Origin of the sequence: Sphingomonas sp. 3-13AW (genome assembly GCF_049311085.1) — a bacterium.
In the GTDB taxonomy this organism is placed as follows: Bacteria; Pseudomonadota; Alphaproteobacteria; order Sphingomonadales; family Sphingomonadaceae; genus Sphingomonas.
Genome location: NZ_JASNVZ010000035.1, coordinates 1 through 21,564, shown reverse-complemented (window position 1 = coordinate 21,564; position 21,564 = coordinate 1). Strand labels below are relative to the sequence as shown.

Annotated in this window: 21 protein-coding genes; 7 read left to right on the top strand and 14 right to left on the bottom strand. The window is 67.8% G+C overall.

The window, feature by feature from the left end:
- Nucleotides 1–86: 86 nt before the first annotated feature.
- The 4 genes from QP045_RS20380 to QP045_RS20365 are packed head-to-tail and all read left to right on the top strand — an operon-like array spanning nucleotide 87 to nucleotide 3,653.
- The gene (locus QP045_RS20380) at nucleotides 87–377 is read left to right on the top strand and encodes a hypothetical protein (protein WP_422516848.1); all 291 of its coding nucleotides are present in this window, start codon (nucleotides 87–89) and stop codon (nucleotides 375–377) included.
- Nucleotides 374–1,603, top strand: coding sequence for a glycosyltransferase (locus QP045_RS20375; protein ID WP_422516846.1), 1,230 nt, complete (start codon nucleotides 374–376; stop codon nucleotides 1,601–1,603). The genes QP045_RS20380 and QP045_RS20375 overlap by 4 nt, the downstream gene beginning before the upstream one ends.
- On the top strand, nucleotides 1,600–2,379 hold the full coding sequence (locus QP045_RS20370; protein WP_422516840.1) for a glycosyltransferase: 780 nt from the start codon (nucleotides 1,600–1,602) through the stop codon (nucleotides 2,377–2,379). The genes QP045_RS20375 and QP045_RS20370 overlap by 4 nt, the downstream gene beginning before the upstream one ends.
- Nucleotides 2,379–3,653, top strand: coding sequence for a hypothetical protein (locus QP045_RS20365; RefSeq protein WP_422516839.1), 1,275 nt, complete (start codon nucleotides 2,379–2,381; stop codon nucleotides 3,651–3,653). The genes QP045_RS20370 and QP045_RS20365 overlap by 1 nt, the downstream gene beginning before the upstream one ends.
- On the opposite strand, the gene QP045_RS20360 is transcribed toward QP045_RS20365, so the two are convergent.
- From QP045_RS20360 to glmU, 10 genes are all read right to left on the bottom strand, one after another.
- The gene (locus tag QP045_RS20360) at nucleotides 3,650–4,804 is read right to left on the bottom strand and encodes an SGNH/GDSL hydrolase family protein (protein ID WP_422516838.1); all 1,155 of its coding nucleotides are present in this window, start codon (nucleotides 4,802–4,804) and stop codon (nucleotides 3,650–3,652) included. The two genes, QP045_RS20365 and QP045_RS20360, sit on opposite strands and share 4 nt — an antisense overlap.
- The gene (locus tag QP045_RS20355) at nucleotides 4,801–5,232 is read right to left on the bottom strand and encodes a hypothetical protein (RefSeq protein ID WP_422516837.1); all 432 of its coding nucleotides are present in this window, start codon (nucleotides 5,230–5,232) and stop codon (nucleotides 4,801–4,803) included. The genes QP045_RS20360 and QP045_RS20355 overlap by 4 nt, the downstream gene beginning before the upstream one ends.
- Before the next feature lie 78 nt (nucleotides 5,233–5,310).
- Nucleotides 5,311–5,880 (bottom strand): putative colanic acid biosynthesis acetyltransferase, encoded by a 570-nt coding sequence (locus QP045_RS20350; protein WP_422516836.1) that lies wholly within the window; start codon nucleotides 5,878–5,880, stop codon nucleotides 5,311–5,313.
- 118 nt (nucleotides 5,881–5,998) lie between these two features.
- Nucleotides 5,999–7,291, bottom strand: coding sequence for an Hsp70 family protein (locus QP045_RS20345; RefSeq protein WP_422516835.1), 1,293 nt, complete (start codon nucleotides 7,289–7,291; stop codon nucleotides 5,999–6,001).
- Nucleotides 7,292–7,353: 62 nt separating this feature from the next.
- A complete protein-coding gene (locus QP045_RS20340; RefSeq protein WP_422516834.1) occupies nucleotides 7,354–7,548 on the bottom strand; it encodes a YbdD/YjiX family protein in 195 nt (64 codons plus the stop codon).
- Nucleotides 7,545–9,608 carry a carbon starvation CstA family protein gene (locus tag QP045_RS20335; protein ID WP_422516833.1) on the bottom strand — a complete coding sequence of 688 codons (2,064 nt, stop codon included), beginning with the start codon at nucleotides 9,606–9,608 and terminating at the stop codon, nucleotides 7,545–7,547. The genes QP045_RS20340 and QP045_RS20335 overlap by 4 nt, the downstream gene beginning before the upstream one ends.
- Before the next feature lie 126 nt (nucleotides 9,609–9,734).
- Nucleotides 9,735–11,459 (bottom strand): ATP-binding protein, encoded by a 1,725-nt coding sequence (locus QP045_RS20330; protein ID WP_422516832.1) that lies wholly within the window; start codon nucleotides 11,457–11,459, stop codon nucleotides 9,735–9,737.
- Nucleotides 11,459–13,264, bottom strand: a complete 1,806-nt coding sequence (locus tag QP045_RS20325; RefSeq protein ID WP_422516831.1) for a putative bifunctional diguanylate cyclase/phosphodiesterase — start codon at nucleotides 13,262–13,264, stop codon at nucleotides 11,459–11,461. The genes QP045_RS20330 and QP045_RS20325 overlap by 1 nt, the downstream gene beginning before the upstream one ends.
- A gap of 200 nt (nucleotides 13,265–13,464) precedes the next feature.
- Nucleotides 13,465–15,288, bottom strand: a complete 1,824-nt coding sequence (gene glmS / locus QP045_RS20320; RefSeq protein ID WP_422516830.1) for a glutamine--fructose-6-phosphate transaminase (isomerizing) — start codon at nucleotides 15,286–15,288, stop codon at nucleotides 13,465–13,467.
- 1 nt (nucleotide 15,289) lies between these two features.
- Nucleotides 15,290–16,651 (bottom strand): bifunctional UDP-N-acetylglucosamine diphosphorylase/glucosamine-1-phosphate N-acetyltransferase GlmU, encoded by a 1,362-nt coding sequence (gene glmU / locus QP045_RS20315; RefSeq protein WP_422516829.1) that lies wholly within the window; start codon nucleotides 16,649–16,651, stop codon nucleotides 15,290–15,292.
- Nucleotides 16,652–16,746: 95 nt separating this feature from the next.
- Between glmU and QP045_RS20310 the strand changes: the two genes are divergently transcribed.
- The 3 genes from QP045_RS20310 to QP045_RS20300 are packed head-to-tail and all read left to right on the top strand — an operon-like array spanning nucleotide 16,747 to nucleotide 18,713.
- Nucleotides 16,747–17,430 (top strand): HAD-IA family hydrolase, encoded by a 684-nt coding sequence (locus tag QP045_RS20310; protein WP_422516828.1) that lies wholly within the window; start codon nucleotides 16,747–16,749, stop codon nucleotides 17,428–17,430.
- 7 nt (nucleotides 17,431–17,437) lie between these two features.
- Nucleotides 17,438–18,229 carry an SDR family NAD(P)-dependent oxidoreductase gene (locus QP045_RS20305; RefSeq protein ID WP_422516827.1) on the top strand — a complete coding sequence of 264 codons (792 nt, stop codon included), beginning with the start codon at nucleotides 17,438–17,440 and terminating at the stop codon, nucleotides 18,227–18,229.
- A gap of 10 nt (nucleotides 18,230–18,239) precedes the next feature.
- Nucleotides 18,240–18,713, top strand: coding sequence for an OsmC family protein (locus tag QP045_RS20300; protein ID WP_422516826.1), 474 nt, complete (start codon nucleotides 18,240–18,242; stop codon nucleotides 18,711–18,713).
- Here the strand turns inward: QP045_RS20300 and QP045_RS20295 are convergent.
- Genes QP045_RS20295 through QP045_RS20280 form a run of 4 tightly spaced genes read right to left on the bottom strand, consistent with a single transcriptional unit; the run spans nucleotide 18,703 to nucleotide 21,276 of the window.
- Nucleotides 18,703–19,707: a nucleotidyltransferase domain-containing protein gene (locus QP045_RS20295; protein ID WP_422516825.1), complete on the bottom strand. Its 1,005-nt coding sequence runs from the start codon at nucleotides 19,705–19,707 to the stop codon at nucleotides 18,703–18,705. The genes QP045_RS20300 and QP045_RS20295 overlap by 11 nt on opposite strands.
- The gene (locus QP045_RS20290) at nucleotides 19,704–20,567 is read right to left on the bottom strand and encodes an HprK-related kinase A (RefSeq protein ID WP_422516824.1); all 864 of its coding nucleotides are present in this window, start codon (nucleotides 20,565–20,567) and stop codon (nucleotides 19,704–19,706) included. The genes QP045_RS20295 and QP045_RS20290 overlap by 4 nt, the downstream gene beginning before the upstream one ends.
- On the bottom strand, nucleotides 20,564–20,848 hold the full coding sequence (locus QP045_RS20285; RefSeq protein ID WP_422516823.1) for an HPr-rel-A system PqqD family peptide chaperone: 285 nt from the start codon (nucleotides 20,846–20,848) through the stop codon (nucleotides 20,564–20,566). The genes QP045_RS20290 and QP045_RS20285 overlap by 4 nt, the downstream gene beginning before the upstream one ends.
- Before the next feature lie 20 nt (nucleotides 20,849–20,868).
- Nucleotides 20,869–21,276 (bottom strand): hypothetical protein, encoded by a 408-nt coding sequence (locus tag QP045_RS20280; RefSeq protein WP_422516822.1) that lies wholly within the window; start codon nucleotides 21,274–21,276, stop codon nucleotides 20,869–20,871.
- Nucleotides 21,277–21,564 lie beyond the last annotated feature (288 nt).

The following is a 21,564-nucleotide window of genomic DNA, read 5'->3' as shown; positions in this document are numbered from 1 at the left end:
GCCGAGTTGCCAGGACTGGGAATTGTGGCTGCGGCTCAGCAAGCGGTGGCATCGCCTTCGTACCGGAGCCGCTTACCTTTCTGGACGTGGGGGACCACCCCCGCATCACCAACTCCGCCGGCGCGGTTGCGGCCGGACATGCGGCGGTTCATCGCCGGGCGTTGGAGACCCCGTCCAGTACGGCAGAGCGCCGCTATGTTGCAGCCGAACATCTTTGGACGCTGGCAGAAATCGAGAGCCGCTTCGGCCGGTCCGGACCTGCAGTTTCCTACATGGTGCGCTCGCTGCTGCGCCGTCCGACCGGGCGGGCACTGAAACGCGCGCCAGCCCTCGCTTTTCAGGCAATCTCCGATCTGGCCGGCGGGCGGCGCGGATGAAAACGCGATCGCCGTTGCGCATCCTGGCGCTGAACATCCGGGCGTCCCAGGGCGGCGCCGGGCGCATGGCCTATGATCTCCACCATCGGCTGCGCAGCGCCGGCCACCAACCGCGGCTGCTCTATGGTTATGGCTCCGGCATTGCCCCCGACCCGCAGGTCGCCGAGGCGCCCGATATCGCCATGATCGGGTCGCGGGGAGTCGTGCTCGCCAACCACGCCGCGCACCTGTTGCTGGGCCGCGAGGTGCTCACTGCCGGCCGCCGCACGCTGGAGGAAGCCGTAGAATGGGCAGACGTCATTCACCTCCATGCGGCGCATCACTGGTATCTGCGCTGGGCGACCATCATCCGGGTCCTGCGCGACAGCGGCAAGCCGGTGGTGATGACCGCGCACGACTGGTGGTTGCTTACCGGCCGCTGCGGCTTCGTGGGGGATTGTAGCGGTTGGAAACGGGTCTGCGGCGAATGCGGCAGCCGGCGGTTCGGGGATCTGCCTACGCTGTTCGACCGCTCCCGCACCGTCCGCCGCGACCGGCAGCAGGCACTGGGATCGCTGTCGGAACAACTCACGATCGTCTGCCCTTCCCGCCACCTCGCCCGGGACCATGCCAGCGTCCTTCCGGGCCTGAAAATCCTGTGCATTCCCAACGCGCTCGACCGGGAGTTTGAGGAGGTTCTGAACGAGGCTTCCGAGGCTTCGTCCCGGCACGGGCATCTGGTTTGCGCCTCCGATCTTGCGTCCCCTGGGAAGGTCGATCCCATGCTGGTGCGGGCGCTGGCGGCGGAGCCCGGGGTTTCCCTGGGCCTCATCGGGCGGAGCAATCCGTTCCGGGATATCGCGGCGGTCGATCATGGCGAAGTCCGATCCCGCGCCACCCTGGCGGCGCTCTACGGACAGGCGCGCGGGCTGTTGTTCACCTCCCGCATGGACAACGCGCCGCTGACCGTCATCGAGGCGTTGAGCGCGGGCTGCTATGTCCTCGCCTACCCGTCTGCGGCGGCACACGAGATGCTGGCGCAGGTCGGCGGACGTTGCGTGCAGTCGCCTGCCGAGGCGCTTGCACTGGTTCGCGCCGGCCGCGAAGCCACGCTCTATGGCGGGGCGACCCATGCAGAGGTCGCGCGCAGGGCACGGCGGATATGGTCGGGATCGGCGATGCTGGACGCCTATCTGCGGGTGTATGACGCGGCGCTGGGCGTCGCCAATGCGCGGGCGGCGGCATGACCGAAAAGGCCCCGCCGCGCTTCTCGATCGTCACGGTCGTGCGAAACGACCTGCCCGGCCTGGAGCGGACTCGCGCATCGCTCGCGGAACAGGCATTCCGCGGCTTCGAATGGATCGTGATCGATGGCGCATCTACCGACGCCACCCGCCCGGCCGTACAGGCGCTGCTGGCAGCCGGGACCGCACGCGGCGTCTCGGAGCCCGACGGCGGCATTTACGATGCGATGAACAAGGGTCTCCGGCTGGCGCTGGGTGAGCACCTGCTGTTCCTCAACGCGGGCGACCGGCTGCTGGCGCCGGACTCCCTGGCGCGGGCGACCCGGGCGATGACTGCGCGTGGAGATCCGGACATCGCGTTCTTCGGGTCGCTGATGGCGTTCGGCGGGCGCATGGTGACGCGCCATGTGAAGCCGCCATCCTATGTCTGGCACGGCCAGCCCGGGCTGCATCAGGCGACGTTCGTCCGGCGCACTCTTCACCTCGCCTACCACTTCGACCCAGGGTTTCGCGTGTGCGGGGACTATGACGCGCTCGCCCGAATGGTGTCGGCCGGTGCGCGGATGGAGAGCATTGCCGAGACCATCGGCATCAACGTCTTCGAGGCCGGGGCCATGTCCGCCAACAAGCGGCTGCTCATCCGCGAGGCCGCCGCGATCCAGCGCAGGGTGCTCGATCTCCCGATGTGGAAGGTCGCACTTAGTGTCGCGCGAAGATCGCTTCATTCCATGCTGTTCAAACTGCTGACGGCAGCACCACCGCGCGGGATGCCGCGGTGATGCGCGCGCCTGTTCGGGACGCAACGGCGTTTCATGGCTTGGCGGCGTTGAGCATCCTCGGCCTCTACGTCCGGTTGGTGCCGGTCGGCGGCTACGCCATCACCATCGGCGGCGTGGTCGCAGCGCTGGTGGTGCTGACGTCGCTGCGCCAGGTGCGGGTGCGGCTGCTTCCGTTGGTTGTCGCCGCAACCCTGTTGTTGTGGCCGCTGCTGGTGTTCCAGGGTGCGACGCTCCTGGACGCGAAGCTCCTGCCACCGGCCTCCGAATTCCTGCAATCCTACGCCTTGTGGTCGGGATCGGTCGTGCTGATCACGCTGGCATTCGTCAGCGAACGGCCGTTGCAGCTTACCGGCGCCTTCCCCCTGGCGCTCACGATCGTGGCGGTGGCCGCGGTACAATGGCTGCTGGCGGGCCTTGCCGGCAGCACCGCCGGGTTCGAGGCCATTGCGCCCTTCCTGGGGCTCGACCTGGCACATGGATATGTGCGGGTGACGCCGGGCTGGGGCGTGCGCGCAATCGGCTTGTACTACGAACCCTCGATGTGCGGACGGGTGCTGGGGACGCTGGCGTTCATCGACTTTCTGCAGCACCGACGCCCGGTCCGTGCGGTTGCCGTGCTGCTGGCGGCGGTCCTGCTGACGAAGTCGCTGGCCCTTCTGGTGCTGGCGGGGGCAATCGGGTTGCTGCTGCTCGGGCGCTCGATCCGGGAGTGCCTGGCGCTGGCCCTGCTTGGGCTTTCGGTAGTGGCGCTGCAGGGGACCGCAATCGGCGACCGCCTTCACAACGACAGCCGGGTCCGTTCGGAGTCATCCAGCTATCGGCGAACGCTGACACCGCTCGTGCCGCTCGCCGCGACGGTCGCTGCCAATCCGGCCGGCATCGCGATCGGGGCGAACGAACTGGTTGCGAAAGAGACCGGCTACGCCCTGGAAACCGGCGAGCCCAAGATCACCAACGGCGTTTATGAATTCCTGCTCTACTTCGGCGTGTTCGGCCTCGCGGCGTTGGCGGCGGGCCTTTGCGGGGTTGCAGCACTGGCCGCGGCAGGCGCGCGGGAAGCCGCGGCGGCGCTGATGTACCTGCTCCTTTCCACCGCACTGTCCGGCAGCTTCCTCGCAATCGAGTCCTCGCTGCTCACCTATTATTTCGCCGCCGCCTGCGTCGCGGCGCATCGACGCCGTTTTCGCGGACGCGCGCCCCGCCCTGGCGACGTCCGCCGGCTGACCTGGGGCCTGCCGGCGAACGCGCAGCGATTTGGCGACCGTGCCGCCTAGGCGAGAGCGGCCGCCACCGCCTGACCGATCCGCCGGCCGAGGTAGAGGTGCCCGGCGCCCGTGGGGTGCACATTGTCGGCGCCGGTATAGATGCCCCGGTTGCCGACGCCGACGAGGTTCTCGACGTCCACGAACGGGCTGCGGCCGGCGGCGGCAGCCTGCATCAACGCGGCCCGGATGCTGCCCAGCGCCGGCGTCGCGCCAAGCGGCGTCCACGGCCCCAGCGTCACGAGCGACGCCTCCGGCCAGGCGGCACGGATCGCCGCCACGGTCGCGTCGTAGCGCATCCGCAGGTTCGCCAGACCCGCCGCATCGGCTCCGCCATCATTGTACCCCAATGCGGTGACGACGATGTCGGGCGCGCGGGTGAGCGCGGCAATGCCCTTTGCCACCCGCGCCACCGGAGCGTTCGCGCCCGCGCTGTTCCAGCCGGCGCCGCCAACACCGTCGCTCCACGCGTCCATCTGCAACTGTCCCGCGGCGGCCGCCGCCCAGCTGCGCGCCACCGAAGGCGCGCCGGTGCCCTGGCTGTAGCTGTCACCCAGGAACGCGATCAGCCCGCGGCCGAGACGGTCGCCCGGAGCCCAGGCGCTGCCCGCGGAGTCGAGGAACAGCCCGCCGAACAGCAGGTTGGTACCCGTGATCCGGTAATGGCGCGGCCGGCGCGGATCCGGACCACCGCTCCAGTCGAGCTTGAGCAGGCGGCGATCGCCGGTGGCGGGGGTACTGAATGCGCCTTCCTGGATCAGGCGCCCGTCCACGAACAGGTCGAACAGGGCGTTGTGCTTCAGCACCAGCAGTTCCAGCTGCGCCGCGTCGCTCATCCACTCCCACTGGATCGGCCTGCCATAGCCGGTCCCCCCCGCCCCATCCGAGCCGCCCAGCGCCGACGGGTCCGCCACGACAGGGATGACCGGCGTGCCGGTAATGCGGAATGCGGCGCTGGTTGCGGTTACCCGAACGGCAGCGGCGATGGTGGTCGTAGCTGCGTCGGTGATGGTGAGGATCGGCAGTTCCGGACTGAGCGAGAACCCCGGCAGCGGCCCCTGCGGCGCGGCTGCAGCCGACCGGATCGCGCCGTGCCGCGCGCTGCGACGGGCAGCCGCGCGCGCCTGTACCCCAAGCCCACGGGCGAGCAGGTCCGCGCTCATTGTGCCACCCGATAGGCGATCGTGCCGCTGGCAAGCGCGAAGTCCAGATAATAGCCGGTGCCGGCCACGCTTTCCTCTGCAACCGGTTCATTGGCGTTAGCGGTGAAGATGCCCCAGGGGGCTCCGGCCAGCGTCAGCGGCTCTGCGGTGGCGCCGCCATCGACAGAGCGCAGCAGGGTGGCCCTGCCGCTCCATGTCCCCGAAAGCGTCAGGTGGATCGGTCGACCCGGCTCCGGAAGGAAGGGCCCGACCCGGATAGAGCTGGTTGCCGTGCCGGCCAGCGGCGCTGCCGCAGCCGCGTGCGTCAGCCGGACTGGAATCGGGTTCGCCGCGTCGACAAACACCGCCTCCGTCCCCGGGCGGCCGAACGAAAGCCCCACCGCCGGCACAAAGGTCGCGGGGACATCAATGGGTATGGATGACGACATGGGCACCTCCGAAGCTGAATGCCCGGAAGTTGTGAACCTAGTTTTCCCGATTAGGAAAGCGGAAACATACCTATTTGGTTAAAGTGGAGGACGCGCCTTCAATGGTTCCGCAGGATTGCCGGAGAAGAAGGTCCACGGCACCAGGTCCCGCATCGCTACCGCACGCGCCCCCAGCACTGCGCCGGTGCCGACACGAACGCCCGGGCCGACAAATGCTTCCGCCGCGATCCAGGCATGGTCCTCGATATGGATGGGCCGCAGGAGGAGGGGGAACAGCGGGTCGACGACGTCGTGCGTGCTCGCGCACAGGCTCGCGTCCTGGGAAATCACCACCGAGCGGCCGATCGAGATCCGCCCCTGATTGTAGCACCGCACCCGCGGCCCGAGCAGCGAACCCTCCCCCACCTGCAGATTGGCAGGATGCCAGATCCGCACGGAGGCATAGATCCGCGCATGGGCACCGATCTTCGCCCCCCACAGGCGCAGCAGCCAGCAGCGCCAGCCATGCATTGCCGGTGGCGTCCAGCGCGCGAGCAATAGCCAGCACAGGCCCCACGCGACGCGGGCGATCTTGTTTCGGACGGGGAAGCTGGCCTGGTGCCGTGTTCCGCGTCCCGGCGACGACACTGTGCCTGCCCGCTGCTCCATGATGCCCCCGCCCTACGGGATGGCCGCCCCCGGCTCCCCGAAGTCGATCATAGCCGCGTAGTGCCGATCTTCTACCGGAAATGCTGCCGTATCTTGTCGAGGCAAAGAACAGGCGTAATCACGCGGCCCAGGCGGCAACATCCTCCTGCTCGCCGATCAGCGCGAGACCATGGGCGATCGAGGTGAGTTCTCCGCCGGACGCGATCCGGTCCTCTCCGAACCGTTCGCTGAACAGCCGCCGGATGCGCGGCGTCAGCGAAGTGCCGCCGGTGAGGAACACGCGATCGATGGCGGCGGGTAGCACGCCCGCGGCCACGAGCGCCTGGTCCACCGCGGCTTCGATCCGCGCGACGTCTGGCGCGATCCACGCCTCAAACTGTTCGCGCGTCACCTCGGCCTCGATGCTGAGGCCGCCGCCCGCAAAGCGGAACTGGGCGGTCTCGGCTGCGGAGAGGTCGCGCTTTACCCGCGCGACGGCGTCATAGAGGCGGAAGCCCTGCTCCTCCTCGATCACCGCGATCATCCGCCCGATCGCATCGGGATCGAGCGCGCTGCGCCGCAGCTTGTCGAGTTCGGCGAGCGTGCGGCGATTCCGCATGAGTGCCAGCCGCGACCAGTCGGCAAAGTCGGCGAAATAGCCGCGCGGGATCTCCAGCACCTTGTCGAAGGAGCGATAGCTGCTTCCCTTGCCCAGCAGCGGCATGACCAGGTGGTTGAGGAGCCGATAGTCGAAGCGATCGCCGGCGATGCCGACGCCGGCATGGCCGAGCGGCTCGCACCGGCGCGCAGCGCCCGGCGCTGCCACCCGCACGACCGAAAAGTCGCTGGTGCCGCCGCCGAAGTCGGCGACCAGGATCGTGGCCGGCTCGGCAATCCGCGACGCATAGCTGAACGCCGCGCCGACCGGCTCATAGACATAATGGACTTCCGCCCCCAACGCCGCGAACATCGCGTCATAGCGGGTGCGGGCTAGCGCGACGTCCGGACGGGCGCCGGCATATTCGACCGGCCGGCCGACCACGACGCGGCCGATGCCGTCGAACGCCCCGCCGGCGCGGCTGGCGAGCTTTTCCAGGAACAGCTGCCCGAGCTCCTCGAATCGATAGCGCCGGTCGAACACGGTCGCATGTTCGAACGCAGTGCTGGCCGCGACCGACTTGAAGGATTGAAGGAAGCGGCTTCCTTCGGGATATTCGAGATATTCGGCAATCGCCCAAGGGCCCGCTTCCGACGCGACCGCGCCGCGGACTTCCTCGTCCTGCCAGAAGCATAATGCCGACCGGAACACGGCATCGCGGCCGCCGGGGGCATCGAGCATCACCAGTTCCGCCTCCTCGCCGCGTGCGACGGCCGCGACAGAGTTGGTGGTGCCGAAATCAAGGCCGAGAGCGGGGGGAGCAGCGTGCGACATGGGCGTGCGGCCCTACACGCTTCCCCGTCAGGCTCAACCCATGTCGGCCGCCGAACGCCCGGCTAGCAGCAGCGCCCGCCGTTCTTGCCGCCATAGCGGGCCTGCTGCCGATCGCGGAAGAACTCCGCCTCGCTCATCCTGGGCCGGTCGGGATGATGTTCGTCCATGTGCCGGCAATAGCCGTCGTAGGGCGGCATCCCGACCATCAGGTGCGCAGTCTCCCGCAATCGGCGGGCGATGGCGGTGAGGCGGCTCATCCCGCCACCTCGACCGGCGCGATCGCCGGCGGAATTTCGGTCACGCTCGGCCGCGGGTTCCGGCGCGCGTCCAGGCAGGAACGGACGCCGTAGAACAGGATCGAGAACACCACCGCCAGGAAGATCGCGCACAAGGCGGCGTCGATCCGGTCGTTGAACACGATCCGGCGCATCTCCTCCATCGACGCGGCCGGTGCGAGCACCTCGCCCCGGGCCATCGCCGTCGCATAGCCGGCGGCATGCGCCAGGAAGCCGACGCGCGGGTCTGCCGAGAACAGCTTGAGGAGCCCGGCGGTGCCCGTGCACACCAGCAGCCACGCCGCCGGCACCATCGTCACCCAGGCGAAGCGCTGCTGCTTCATGCGGAACAGCACCACCGTCGCCAGCACCAGCGCCACTGCGGCCAGCATCTGGTTGGAAATGCCGAACAGCGGCCACAGCGTGTTCACGCCGCCGAGCGGATCCGTCACGCCCTGGTAGAGGAAGAAGCCCCAGGCGGAGACGCACAGCGCGGTCGCGATCATGCCCGGGACGATGGCGGAAGAATCGCGGAATCCCGGCACGGCCAACCCGATCAGGTCCTGCAGCATGAAGCGTCCGGCGCGGGTGCCCGCGTCTACCGCGGTCAGGATGAACAGCGCCTCGAACAGGATGGCGAAGTGATACCAGAAGGCCATCATCGCCTGACCGCCGATGACGTGGCTGAAGATCTGCGCCATCGCCACTGCCAGCGTCGGCGCGCCACCGGTGCGTGAGACGATGGTCGTCTCCCCCACATCGTGCGCCGTCTGCGCCAACGTCTCGGCGGTGATAGGAAAGCCCATCGCGCTGACTGCGGACGCTGCCGAATGGATGTCGGGCCCCAGGACCGCAGCCGGGCTGTTCATCGCGAAATAGATGCCGGGGTCGAGGATCGAGGCACCCACCAGCGCCATGATCGCAACGAAGCTCTCCATCAGCATGGCGCCATAGCCGATGAAGGCGGCGTCGCCCTCGCTCGCGATCAGCTTGGGGGTCGTGCCGCTGGAGATCAGGGCGTGGAACCCTGAAACGGCGCCACAGGCAATGGTGATGAACAGGAACGGGAAGAGCCCGCCCGACCACACCGGGCCGCTGCCGTCCATGAACTGGGTGATGGCGGGCATGCGCAGCGGCGGCGCCATGATGGCAATGCCGATGGCGAGCGCGGCGATCGCCCCGATCTTGAGGAACGTGGACAGATAGTCGCGCGGCGCCAGCAACAGCCACACCGGCAGGACCGAGGCGACGGCACCATAGCCGATCAGGATCCAGCACAGCTGGGTCGCGGAGAAGGTGAACAGGGGCGCAAGGCTGGGCGAGGCCGCAACCTGCCCGCCATAGACGATCGCGAGGATCAGGCCGATGAAGCCCAGGATTGAGACTTCGCCGATCTTACCGGGCCGGAACCAGCGCGTGTAGATGCCCATCAGGATCGCCAGCGGCACGGTGGCGGCGACGGTGAACATTCCCCACGGGCTGTCCGCCAGCGCCCGGACGACGATCAGCGCCAGCACCGCCAGGATGATCACCATGATCATGAAGGCGCCGAACAGCGCGATGGTCCCCGGCACGGGCCCCATCTCCATCCGGATCAGTTCGCCCAGCGACTTGCCGTCGCGGCGCATCGAGATGACCAGGATCATGAAATCCTGCACCGCCCCGGCGAGCACCACGCCCGCCAGGATCCACAATGTTCCAGGCAAATAGCCCATTTGCGCCGCAAGCACCGGCCCTACCAGCGGCCCGGCCCCCGCGATGGCTGCGAAATGGTGGCCGAACAGGACGTTGCGATTGGTCTGGACATAATCCAGCCCATCCGCGCGCCGGACTGCGGGGGTCTTGCGGGCGGTATCCAGCCGCAGGACGTGGCGCGCGATGTAGAGCGCGTAGAAGCGATAGGCGATCAGGTAGATCGCCACCGCCGCCACCACGATCCACAGCGCATTGACCGACTCGCCGCGGGCAAAGGCGACGACGCCCAGTGCCACCGCCGCGAGCAGCGCGAGCGCTGCCCAGCCCACCTTGGAGATCGCTGACACCTTGCGTTCCTTCCTCGCTGCGCCGGCCCACGCCGGCGGCGCGACCGCACCACGCGGAGTGCGGCATATCCTGTCGCGGTCCAGCTTCTACCAAAATCGCGGAAGGCGCGACAGGCACTCAGCGGATCAGGCGGCGATTTCCGACGAAGCCTCGGCAGTGCCCGCCTGCAGCGTCAGGACGGCCCGCGCGCCCCGCCCTGGACCTTCGCTCTCAAGGCGAAGGGCGCCGCCCATCGCCATCATCGACGTCGCGCACCAGTGCAGCCCCAAGCCGCCCGAACGGCTCTTGCGGGTCGAGAAGCCGCGCTGGAAGAGGCGGGGTGCATCGGCCGGGTCGAAGCCCTCGCCATTGTCGCGGATCGCCACCTCAACCTGCCCTTCCCGCTCGGCGATCGAGACGCGGATGGTGCCGCCGGAGTTCTGGGATGCCGCGATGGACTCTGCGGCATTGGAGAACAAGTTGCCGATCACCTGGCTCAGGATCACGCGATTGGCCCGCACCAGGCAGACGCGCGAAGGGAATACGGTGGCGATCGATAGCTCGCGCGAATAGCGCGCGATCGCGCCGTTGCGCGCTATCAACTGGGTCACGTCGCAAACCTCCAGCGGCGCGCGATCCTGGGTCCGCTGCGAGCGGCTGCCAATGATTTCCAGGACGTTCTGCAACGCGTCGCGCCCCATCTCCAGCTGTGAGAGCCGCTCGGCACGCGCGCTGCGCTCGGCCGCAAGCGCTGCACGGAGGAATGCTGCGAGCCGGTCACGCCGTTCCGGATCGGTGTCGACAGCCCCCAGCTCCTCCAGTGCCCGGTCAACGATCGCGGGCTCGACAGGCAGAACTTGCCCGAGCCCCTTGGACAGGATGGTGCTGATCGGATTGAGCGCGTTCCGCACGTTGTGCATCGCCGCTTCGGCGCTTTCGATCTGGCCAAGGCGGAATGACTGGACCTCGACCTGCTCGCGCAGGCTGGCGAGTTGCCCCAGCATCGCGTTGAAACTCTGCACCAACGCGCCGATCTCGTCCTCGGTAACCGGGTCCGGCAAGGTCGTCATCGCCCCGGAATCACCGACCTCGCGCATATGCCGCTCGAGCAGATGCAAGCGCCGCAGCACCAGCCGGTGGAAGATGCCCCGCAGGATGATCAGCAAAAGGAGCACGAGTGCGGTGACGCCGGCCGCCGCGTATATCAGCAGTTTTCCGCCAAGCGCCCAGAGGCTGCGGTCGATCGGGAACGCAATTGCCGCAGCCGGACGACCGTCCCAGCCGAGGAGCGGCACCCGCAGATCGAGCTCGCTGCCGGATCGCCTTACGCTTGGCATATCCGCATTCATCGGAAGCAACCGTGTTTCTCGCTGAAGCCGCTGGCGGATCTGCGCCTCGCCCAGCGGTTGAGAGACGGCGACATAGTTGGCTGCCCCCACGGCACGGGAGGTCACTCGCGCGATCCCCACGGCGCTCAGAATCCCCTCTCTCCACCGGAAGAAGCTGCCAGCGTCTGCGCCTCGCAGGACAGCTTCCGGGTCGATGTCGGCCAGCGCATCCGCCGTGCGATCGGTCCCGGGGGCCAAGCGGGTCCCCTCTTGCCAGAGTTGCCGCTTCGCGATCGCCGCCGCCTCCGCCTGCAGCCGCAGGGTGTCGAGAGCGGTAGCGGCGCGATCGACTTCACGGTTGATCGCCTGCTCCTCCAGCTGCCGAAAGCCGGGTGTGAGGACAAGGGTCAGCATGAGCGCGATGCCAAGCGTCCCCGCCATGCCGATCCCGGTCAGGATCCACACCAGCTTGGCAGACAGCGACGCCGCCCCGCCCCAGGGCAAGCGATGCCGCCACCGGTGCGCGCGCCGGGGGCGCGCCATCAGACGGAGGCGCCGGTACCCGGCATCGGGCCGTCCGGCGAGCAGGGGGGCTGCGGCTCGTCGACATCACCCCCAAGGGCCAGGACCACCGCATCATCCAGAACCAAGGGGGGCGAGAGATGATCGCCCTGGATCTGGGAGCATCCCGCCAGCTGAAGTGCCCGCAAGCGGGTTTCCGTGTCGATCCCTACGGCCACGACTTCCAGCTCCAGCGAACGGCCGAGTTGGATGATGGAGTCGACGATCGCAGCCGACTCCCGCTCGCGCCCCATCCCGTCCACGAAACTCTTGTCGACCTTGAGGGTATCGACGGGAAAAATCCGGATGTTGTAGAGGCTGGAATAGCCGGTGCCGAAATTATCGATGGCAACGCGAAAGCCCATCTGGCGCAGCCGATAGAGTGTCTCCGCCGCGCGTTCGACATCGCCGGTCAGCGCGGTCTCGGGGATCTCGATCTGCAGCTGGGTGGGAGAGACTCCGGCCCGCTGGACCTGCGCCAGCAGATGCGGCACGAAATTCGGCCGCCGGAACTGCCGCGGCGAGAAGTTCACGGAGACGAACTGGCGTGGCCAGCGCTTCACCGCCTGCAATGCCTCTTCCAAGACCCAGTCACCGAGCGCGTGGATCAGCCCACTCTCCTCGGCAATCGGGATGAACATCTTTGGCGAGATCATGCCATGCTTCGGGCTGCACCAGCGCAGCAGCGCTTCGAAGGCCACCACATCCCGTCCGCGGCGCGCGTAGATCGGCTGGTAGACCAGGGTCAGTTCGCCATCGTCCATCGCCTGCTCAAGGCCGGTCTCAACCTGGCGGCGAAAGCGCTCCGATTCATCCATGTTTTCGTCAAACACGCGCACAACGCCACGGCCGGACTGCTTGGCCCGATTAAGGGCGAGGTCGCTGCGGCGCATCAGGTCTACGGGGTCGTGGACATGCTCGGCATCGGCAACCGTGACCCCGATCGAGGCGCCGTTCTGCACGGGCTGTCCAAGGATGCTGAATGCGCCCGTGCAGCCGCGCAGCAGCAGTTCGCAGCGCATGACGGCCTCGTCCTCGCCCGAGACAGACATCAGCAACCCGAATTCATCGCCGCCCAACCGGGCGACCATCCCGGCGTCGCCGAGCTGTTCGGTCAGGCGCTCGCACACGATGCGGATCACCTCGTCACCCACGAAATGGCCGAAGGTGTCGTTGATGAGCTTGAACCGATCCAGGTCCAGCATTGCCACCGCGAAGCAACCCGGCTTGCCGACGCGCTCGCTAAGCGCCCGCAGGAACGCGAACCGGTTGGGCGCGTCGGTCAAAGGGTCGTGGCTGGCGACATGCGCGGCCTTGCTCTCGTTTGCCGCCACTTCGAGCGCTTGGGCTTCCAGCTGAACAACCTTTTCGGCGAGCGCGGCGCGCGTCTCGGCCAGCTCGCGGTCCAGTTGCCATCGCCGGGCGAGTGCGGTCGCGGTCTGGACGACCTCTACTGCCTCAAATGGCTTTGCGATGTAGAAGATCTTGTCTGCAGGGCCCGCCGCGCGAAAGATGTCGGACGGGTTGAAGTCCGAAAAGCCGGTTACGATCACCAGGTTGACGTCGGGATCGAGCGCGCGGATGCGGGCGGCCGTTTCCTTCCCGTCGATACCGGGCGGCATGCGGACATCGATGAAGGCAACGGCAAACCCGTCCCCTGCGTTGACCGCCTCCTCAACTGCCGTAACCGCGTCGAGCCCTTGGGTGACGTGAACGAACTCCAGCGCGGCCGCGGCTTCATCCGATCCAAGGCCTTCACGGGGGCCGTCGAACAGCTCTGCTGCCATGGTCGACAAGATCTGATTGTCCGCAGGCCGGCTAAATGCCTGCCGGTAGGATTCATGCAACGCCGGTTCATCGTCTACAATCAGTACGCGCACCGCGGCCGGTCTCCCCCCTCAAAAACAGCCCAGCCGCCGATACCACCTGCCGCGTTACGGCCAAGTAAACGTTCCAGCCTTCTCCTCTTTTCTACTGCACCGCGTGCCTATTCGACTGTCACCGACTTCGCGAGGTTGCGAGGCTGATCCACGTCGGTGCCCTTCGCAACCGCGACATGATAGGCGAGCAGCTGGACGGGTACGGAATAGACGAGCGGCGCGATCAGCGGGTGCACCTTGGGCATCTCGATGGTCGCGATCGCATCCTCTCCGGCGAGCGCCAGGCCCTCTGCGTCGGAGATCAGCACCACCTGGGCGCCGCGCGCCTGGGCTTCCTGCATGTTCGACACCGTTTTTTCGAACAGCGGCCCGGACGGCGCGAGGACGATCAGCGGCACATGCTCGTCGATCAGCGCGATCGGCCCGTGCTTCATCTCACCAGAGGCATAGCCTTCTGCATGGATGTAGCTGATTTCCTTGAGCTTGAGCGCCCCTTCGAGCGCGAGGGGATAGTCGGGCCCGCGACCGAGGTAGAGCACGTCGCGGGCGCCCGCGATGGTCCCGGCCATGCGCTGGATCTCCGCGTCGTGGCCCAGCGCGGCATTGATCGCCGCCGGCGCCTCGACGAGGTGGCGAACGATCTCGCGCTCTTGCTCTTCCGAGAGCTTGCCCTTGGCAGAGGCGAGATTGACCGCGAGGGCAGCCATCACCGCCAGCTGGCAGGTGAACGCCTTGGTCGACGCGACGCCAATTTCGGGTCCGGCATGGGTCGACAAGAGCAGGTCGACCTCACGCGCCATCGAGCTCGTCGGCACGTTGATAATGCCCGCGGTGGTGACGCCGTTCGCCTTCATGTGGCGCAGTGCTGCCAGCGTGTCGGCGGTTTCGCCCGACTGCGACACGACGATGCCGAGCGTGTTGGGCAGCAGCACCGGGTCGCGGTAGCGGAACTCAGACGCGACATCGACTTCGACCGGGAGACGCGCGAACTTCTCGATCCAGTATTTGCCGATCATGCCGACGTAAGAAGCCGTGCCGCAGGCAACGATCACGACTCGCTCGATGCTGGACAGGTCGAAGTCGAGATCGGGAAGCGCGACCTTCTCCTCCACAGGGCGGAGGTAGGACTGCAGCGTCTGCGCGACGACCACCGGCTGCTCGTAGATCTCCTTGAGCATGAAGTGGCGGTGGTTTCCCTTGTCGATCAGCGCGCCGGTGACGCCGCTGATCGTGATCGGGCGCTCAACGGGATGATTGTCCTTGTCATAGACCTGCGCGCCCTCGCGGTTGAGCACGACCCAGTCGCCTTCCTCCAGATAGGAGATGCGCTGGGTAAGCGGCGCGAGCGCGAGCGCGTCGGAGCCGAGGTAGGTCTCGCCCTCGCCATAGCCCACGACCAGCGGAGACCCCAGTCGCGCCCCGATCAGCAGGTCTGGATGCTGGCGGAACAGGATCGCGAGCGCAAAGGCGCCGTGGAGTTGCGGCAGCACCGCCTTCACCGCATCCTGAGGGCTCTCGCCGGCTTCGACCCGCTCGCTGATGAGGTGGGCGACCACCTCGCTGTCGGTCTGGCTGTGAAACTCGCGCCCGCGCGCCATCAATGCGTCGCGCAGCGGCTTGAAGTTTTCGATGATGCCGTTGTGGACCAGCGCGACTTCGCCAGTCGCATGCGGATGCGCGTTGGCCGTCGTCGGAGCGCCGTGCGTGGCCCAGCGGGTATGCGCGATGCCGGTCGTGCCCGGCAGCGGCGCGTCGCGCAGTTCCTGGACCAGGTTGACGAGCTTGCCCTCGGCCCGACGGCGGTCGAGGTCTCCATTGTTGATGGTGCAGACCCCGGCCGAGTCATAACCGCGATATTCCAGCCGTCGCAGACCGTCGACCAGGTTGTCGACAACGTCGTGGCTGCTGATGATTCCAACGATACCGCACATTTTAGCGCTTCCCCCCAGCGGCTTTTACTGCCGCCATTTTTTCCCGGAACCGTGGCGCCCAGCCGGCACGCGTCTCCTGGACGCCGCGGGCCACCACCAATGCATCGGGCTCCACGTTCGCGGTGATGACCGATCCGGCGGCAACGATTGCCCCGGCACCGATCGTGACCGGCGCGACCAGGGCGCTGTTCGAACCGACGAACGCACCCTCCCCGATGTGCGTACGGCTCTTCAAGAAGCCGTTGTAGTTGCACGTAATCGTCCCGGCGCCAATGTTGGCGCCAGCACCGACATCGGCATCGCCCAGATAGGTCAGGTGATTGGCCTTTGCGCCGCGACCGAGCACGGCGTTCTTGATCTCCACGAAGTTCCCGACCTTCGCCTGTGCCTCCAGCACGGTGCCCGGCCGCAACCGTGCGTAGGGGCCGACCTCAGCCCCCGCGCCCACGGTTGCACCCTCAAGGTGACTGAACGCCCGGATCGACACGCCATCGGCAACCCGGACCCCGGGACCAAAGACGACGTTCGGCTCGATCACGACGTCGCGGCCGATCTTGGTGTCATGCGAGAACCAGACGGTCTCGGGCGCAATCAGAGTCGCTCCCTCGGCCATGGCGCGTTCCCGGCGTACCTTCTGCCAGGCAGCCTCGAGCCGGGCGAGCTCGGCGCGGCTGTTGACCCCTGCGACCTCCTCGGCGTCCGTCTCGATCACCGCCGACGCGCGACCGGCAGCGTCGGCCAGCATCACCACGTCGGGCAGATAATATTCGCCCGCGGCATTGTCGTTGCCCACCTGCGCGAGGAGCGCGAACAGGTCCGCCGCGCGCACCGCCATCAGGCCGGAGTTGCACAGGGTTTCCGCGCGCTCGTCCGGGCTCGCGTCCTTGAACTCCACCATCTTCGCGATCCGGCCACCCTGCGCGATGATCCGCCCATAGGCGCCCGGGTCCGACGGCCGAAAGCCGAGAACGACGGTCGCCGGCGCGTCTGCCTCGTGCAGCCGGTCGAGCATCCGCCGCATCGTCGTGCTGGAGACCAGCGGCACGTCGCCGTACAGGATCAGAACGTCGCCATCGAAGCCTTCGAGCGCCGCCTCGGCCTGCGCCACCGCATGGCCGGTGCCGAGTTGCTCCGCCTGATGCGCGGTCGCGATGCCCAGCGGCGCAACCGCCGCCTCCACCTGCTCACGACCTGCACCAACTACCACCACGGTACGATCGGGCCCGAGCGCCGCGACGCTGTCGACGAGGTGCAGCAGCATGGACCGCCCGGCCACCGGGTGGAGCACCTTGTGCAGGTCTGATTGCATACGGGTACCCTTGCCCGCGGCAAGGATGATCGCGGCGATAGGTCGAGGGGTCATGAAGGTCTCCAAGGCGAGCGAGCCCTGCCACGACAATCTGGTCTTTGCCAGTGTCTTACTTGTCTTTCGCCGCCTCTTGGCGGCATGAGCCCTGGATGACTGCATTTCCCTTCGACATCGTCGGCTTCGACCTGGACGGTACGCTGGTCGATACCAGCGGCGACCTTGCCAACGCTCTCAACCATGCACTTGCCGACGCCGGCCGGCCGCCGCTTCCGCGCGAGCGGGTGCGCACGATGATCGGCGGCGGGGCGCGGCATATGCTGATGCAGGGAATGGCGAGCACCGGCGGCTATTCGGAGGCCGAACTCGACCGGCTCTACCGGCTGCTGCTCGACCATTATGAGAGCCATATCGCCGTCGAAAGCGCCCCCTTTCCCGGCGCCCTGGACGCCATCGACGCGCTGGAAGCGCGCGGCGTGAAGGTGGCGGTCGTCACCAACAAGCTGGAGGGGCTGGCCGAACGGCTGCTGGGCGAAATGGGAATCCGCGACCGCTTCGCTTGCCTGATCGGTGGCGATACGATGGGACCGGGCCTCGGCAAGCCGCACCGCGCGCCGATCGACGAGATGATCCTGCGCTGCGGCGGCGGGCGCGCGGCATTCGTGGGCGATTCGATCTACGACACGGGCGCGGCGCGCAATGCCGGCATTCCCTCGATCGCATGCAGTTTCGGTTTCCTGATGCAGGCTGTCGAGGAGCTGGAGGGGGACGCAGTGATCGATCATTACGACGAACTGCTGCCGGCGCTGGAGCAGCTGGGCGCCGCAGTGCGTTAAGGCGACCATGAGCAATCCCACCCGCCCCACCGCGCTCGTCACCGGCGCATCCGCCGGCATCGGCAAGAGCTTCGCCACCCACCTCGCCCGCACCGGGCACGACCTCGTCCTAGTGGCCCGGCGCGCGGACCGGCTGGAGGCGATCGCCGGAGAATTGTGCGAAGCGCATGACGTCGTGGTGGAAGTGCTGACCGCCGACCTTGCGGCGCCGGAGGGCGTGGCAGTGGTAGAAGCCCGCCTTGCCGAGGGCGACCCGATCGACCTGTTCGTGAACAATGCCGGGTTCGCCGCGCGTGGCGCCGTCGGCGACCTCGACCTAGACGCGCTGGAGTCGATGATCCGCGTCAACGTGCTGGCGTTCAGCCGCCTCGCCAATGCCGCGGCGGCGCGGATGCGCAAGGAAGGTCGCGGCACGATCATCAACGTCGGGTCCGGCACGTTGTTCATGCAGTTCGCGGGGAATGCCGGCTACGGCGCGACCAAGGCGTTCGTCGCCTATTTCACCCGCAGCATGCAGCTCGACCTGGCAGACAGCGGCGTGCGCGTGCAGCTGCTGATCCCCGGCGTGATCGCGACCGAGTTCCACCAGATCGCGGGCAACCCGATCGAGAACTTCCCGCCGGAGCGCGTGATGCAGGCCGACGATCTCGTCGTCGCCTCGCTCCGCGCGCTGGAGATGGAGGAGCCGGTCTGCATTCCGTCCCTGCCCGACATCAGCGACTGGGACGCCTATGTCGCAGCCGAGGCAAAGATCGCGCCGAACAGTTCACGGGACCGGATCGCGGACCGATATCACTAGGATCGCACAAATGGCGGGAAGCGAGCATCGCTACAGGGTTTCGGTGGAGTGGACCGGCAACGCCGGCGTCGGCACCCTGGGCTATACCCAGTACCGCCGCGACCATGTCCTGACCGCCTACGGCAAGCCCCCGATTCCCGGCTCATCCGACCCGCATTTCCGGGGCGATCCGGAGCGTTGGAACCCGGAGGAGCTGCTGGTGGGATCCCTCTCTGCCTGCCACCAGCTCTGGTACCTGCACCTGTGCGCAGCGGCGGGCATCCGCGTGCTCGCCTATCGCGACGACGCATCTGGGATGATGATGGAGAATGCCGAGGGCTCGGGCGCGTTCACGTCCGTGACGCTCCGCCCTGAGGTCACCATTGCCGCAGGAGATGACGCGGACAGGGCGCGGGCACTGCACGGCGAGGCGTCGCGGATGTGCTTCATCGCGCGGTCGATGGCTTTTCCCGTCCACCACGAACCGGTGATCGTCACCGGCTGAGGCGATGCCCGTTGCGCCACTTGGTCCAGAGATGTCGCGCGAGCATGGCAGGCGGCATCCGCAGCCAGTGCGAGCGAAGATAAAAAGCGGCTTGAGACACCGGACGGGTCGATCGGCCCCAGCCGTCGCGCGCGAGCAGGCGACGAACATAGAATCTGTCCGCGAGGCTCAGCACTGCACCATTCCCATAGAGATGGTCGCGCAAGCGTAGCGCCCGCTCCAGATGCAGGCCGAGTTGGTGGCGCTGGCTCCGTTTCCGGAGTTCCGCGAGCGCGTGGGGCGTGTCGAACGCGTCGAGCAGGCAATGGATGTCCCACAGGTTGCGCAGGCCGCCCGCGAGTTCCCCATCTGCGAACAGGTGCGCGACGGCATGGCACACCATGTCCTCTGCCGACAGGACCCGCAGCCCGTTGGCGAGCGGAACGCTGTCCGCGAGCAACGCCGCCGCATCCGGTTTCGGGCGTGCGGTCGGGGGCAGGATCGTGTGGTGCACGTCGATCATCCGATCGCGCTCGCGATGGATCAGCGGCGGCAGCTCGTGCATCCATTGCCGGTAATAGGCGTCATCATAGGCGTCGGCCTTCACCCACTCCCAGCCTGCTTCGAGCAACGCCGCCTCAACGGCAGGCAGTGCCTCGCGCGGCACCAAAATGTCGAGGTCGCCGATGTTGCGCCCCTGCCCCGCTGCCAGGCCAGCTGCCACATAGGCCGTTCCCTTCAGCAGCACGACCGGGATGCCCAGCGGCAGCAGCGCCCGCCCTGCCATTTCCGCCTCCCACAGCGCCAGCGTGCGCCCCTGTTCGGCGGACGCCCTGGCATCCGCCAGGATGCGCTCGGCCGAGGCGGGCTTGGACAGGCCGTGCAGCCGGTGCGCGAGGGTCCCCACGATCTGTTCGGCACGCGCCGCCGCGATCAGGCTGGTCCAGCCTGCGGCGTCCAACGCTGCGGTCGAGGCCGGATCGCGCAGTGCGCGCACGAGCAGCGCGCCGCTCATGCCGATTGCTCCCACAGCCGCTCGACCATCTCGATGGCGGCTTCGGTATCCGGATAGTCGATCGCGTGCGCGGGAACTCCGGTCACCAGCCGCGTCAGCGCATGGAAGCCTCGCTCTCTCAACGCGACATAGTTGGTCGAGGCCTGGGTCAGCCGGACGAAGGTCTCGGCGGGCGGCACCGGCCGCAGGTCCGGCGCATGGCCGAAGCTGGGAAACAGGATCGCGACCGCGCGGGCCGGAACATCCATTGCGGCGATCGACGCGGCGTCCGGCTTCAGGTGGCGGATATGCCCCTTTGGCGTATCCGGCTGCAGCGGACCGAACCGGGCACCGGGCGCAGCACGCTCCACGACCTCGATCGCCTGGTTCTTCAGGCTCACCAGGCGGGGAAAGCCATGCACGAGCCCGGTTTCCGGGTCGACCAGCGCGAACTCGTCGCCCATCAGGCGCCAGCCGCGCGCCATCAGCAGGGCAGCGAGCGTCGACTTGCCCGCTCCCGACACGCCGGTCATCAGCAGCGCCCGCCCGTCCCGCTCCACCGAAGCGGCGTGCAGCAGCAGATAGCGGCGCTGGCCGAGCGCCATTTGCAGGTTCATGCCCATCTCGGCCGCGAGCAGCCCCAGCCGCAGCGGCAACGGAGCGGCATCCGGCAGCTCATAGTCGCCGCCGATCATCACCGACGGTCGCAACACGCGCCGCCACGGACGCTCCGCGAACAGCCGCACGTTGAAGTCGGGGATGCCGTCGAACGGCTTTGGGTAATCGTCGTACAGCGCCGCAAGCGCGTCGACGGGGCCGCGCCAGTCCGATCCCACGCGGAAGCCGACCGGGCCGATCCTGAGCTGGAAGACATGCTTCACCGGCGCTGCACCAGCCCCAGCGTCTCCAGCTCGGCGAGCCGCGCGGCAAGCGCCTCCGGATCGGGATCGGCGAGGTCGTAGCGCTCTGCCAACCGGGCAAGCAGGACATCCAGGGTCGCCGGAGCGGCCTCCAGCGCCGCCAATATCTCCGGCACGGGCGCGGCGACCAGATGCGTCTGCCCCGAGGTGCGGTGATAGACCGCGGTCAGTTCATCGAGCGGGACCATGCGGAGCACCCCCGGGGGTGGCGCATAATATCGGGGCTGCGCGGTCGCAGCCACGCGAACGGGCGTGCCCGGGATCAGCCGCGCGGCATCTGCAGCGAGGCGAAGCAGGTGAACCCGCTCGTGCCCGACTGCAGCCGGCGGATGTAGTTGGTGTAGGCTCGCGACTGGTCGCTGGTCGTGCCGGGCAGGTTGACGCCGGTGTTGAGCGTGCGCTTCACATCAGCCGCCTGGAACGGCCGCCGCGCGGCAGGATAGGCACCGCGCGTGCCGGCAGGGACCAGATCGCCATTGCTCGCGATATAGCTGCCCGCCCGACCCGGATCGGGCACGGGGATCTCGCACATCGACACCGAGGCTGCGGTGTTCGCGAGCGCCGGGCGGATCGACACGACCGAGGAAGCGCTCGCCGCGCCCAGCAGAAGCGTCCGGCGGCCAAGGCCGGGGCGGGCGGCATCGCCCGGCGGTGTCTGATCGTCGCTCACGGCGGCCTGTGTGTTGGAAGCGGCGGGAATGCGCAATCCCCAAGCCGGGCCGGCTGTTGATGTCCCGTATCGCTGCGGGACGTTCCCGCCCCGCGAACCCTCGCCTATAGAGGCGCCATGGCCGCTGCTTCAGGGATTCGCACGCTTGTCGCCGCCGGAGTGGCGATTGGAGGAGCCCTTGCCGGCTTCCTGCTGGGCGCAGACATCAACGCCGTAGTGGTTGCGGCCGTCGCCGGGCTTGCCGCGGTCCTGATTGCGGCCGCGTGCGAGGCCCCGGAGAGCCTGCCC